The sequence below is a fragment of the Vibrio sp. 1249-1 genome (assembly GCF_033340495.1).
Window position 1 is genome coordinate 1 of the sequence record NZ_JAWOWJ010000571.1, and the last position, 690, is coordinate 690.

The window sequence follows — 690 nt, forward strand, 5'->3', positions numbered from 1 at the left end:
AATGAGCATTGTTTGCCAACGCGAGTTTTGAGATGTCGCCTCAATTGAGTTTTTGGGCTTAACCGAGGTTAGCCAGTTTGGCGCAAAGTCGCTTTGGAAGTTTTGCTTTCGCTTTGAGTTTTCCGAAAGTGATTTATCAAAATTTTCGGGTTTTCAAATCGCATGAAAGGCCACAAAGTTTGAGCCAATTCGGGTTTCAAAGCTTAAGTGGTTTGTTGATTTTCCAAATCGGTTTAATCTCAGGCTTGGTAAATCTAAGGTGCTGAAATTTAAGCTAACAAACTGCTTAAGCGGGATTCGCAATGCGTGGCATTTTCAGCATGCGGTGAGTTTTGTGATTAAGGCGGTGTGCAGTGGCTCTTGCAGTGCATTGCTCACCCCTTAGCAGGGCGTTAGCCCTCAGGAGGAAAAATGAAAATATCCATTATGGCAGCAGTTTCTGAGAATGGAGTAATTGGCTCTGGATTGGATATACCTTGGCATGTACAAGGTGAGCAGCTCCTGTTCAAAGCTATGACTTACAATCATTGGCTTTTAGTCGGTCGTAAAACTTTCGACTCAATGGGTAAACTTCCCAATAGGAAATATGCTGTGGTTACTCGCTCAGAAATGGTCTCGAATGATCCAGATGTTATTTATTTCACCAGCATTGAATCGGCATTATCTTACTTAGACAATACGACAACACAT

General features: G+C 42.2%; 1 protein-coding gene. It reads left to right on the plus strand.

The window, feature by feature from the left end; all coding sequences use genetic code 11:
- Positions 1-411: 411 nt before the first annotated feature.
- Positions 412-690 (plus strand): dihydrofolate reductase (locus R7Z50_RS27675; protein ID WP_318149778.1); only part of this gene is annotated, 279 nt, incomplete at its 3' end.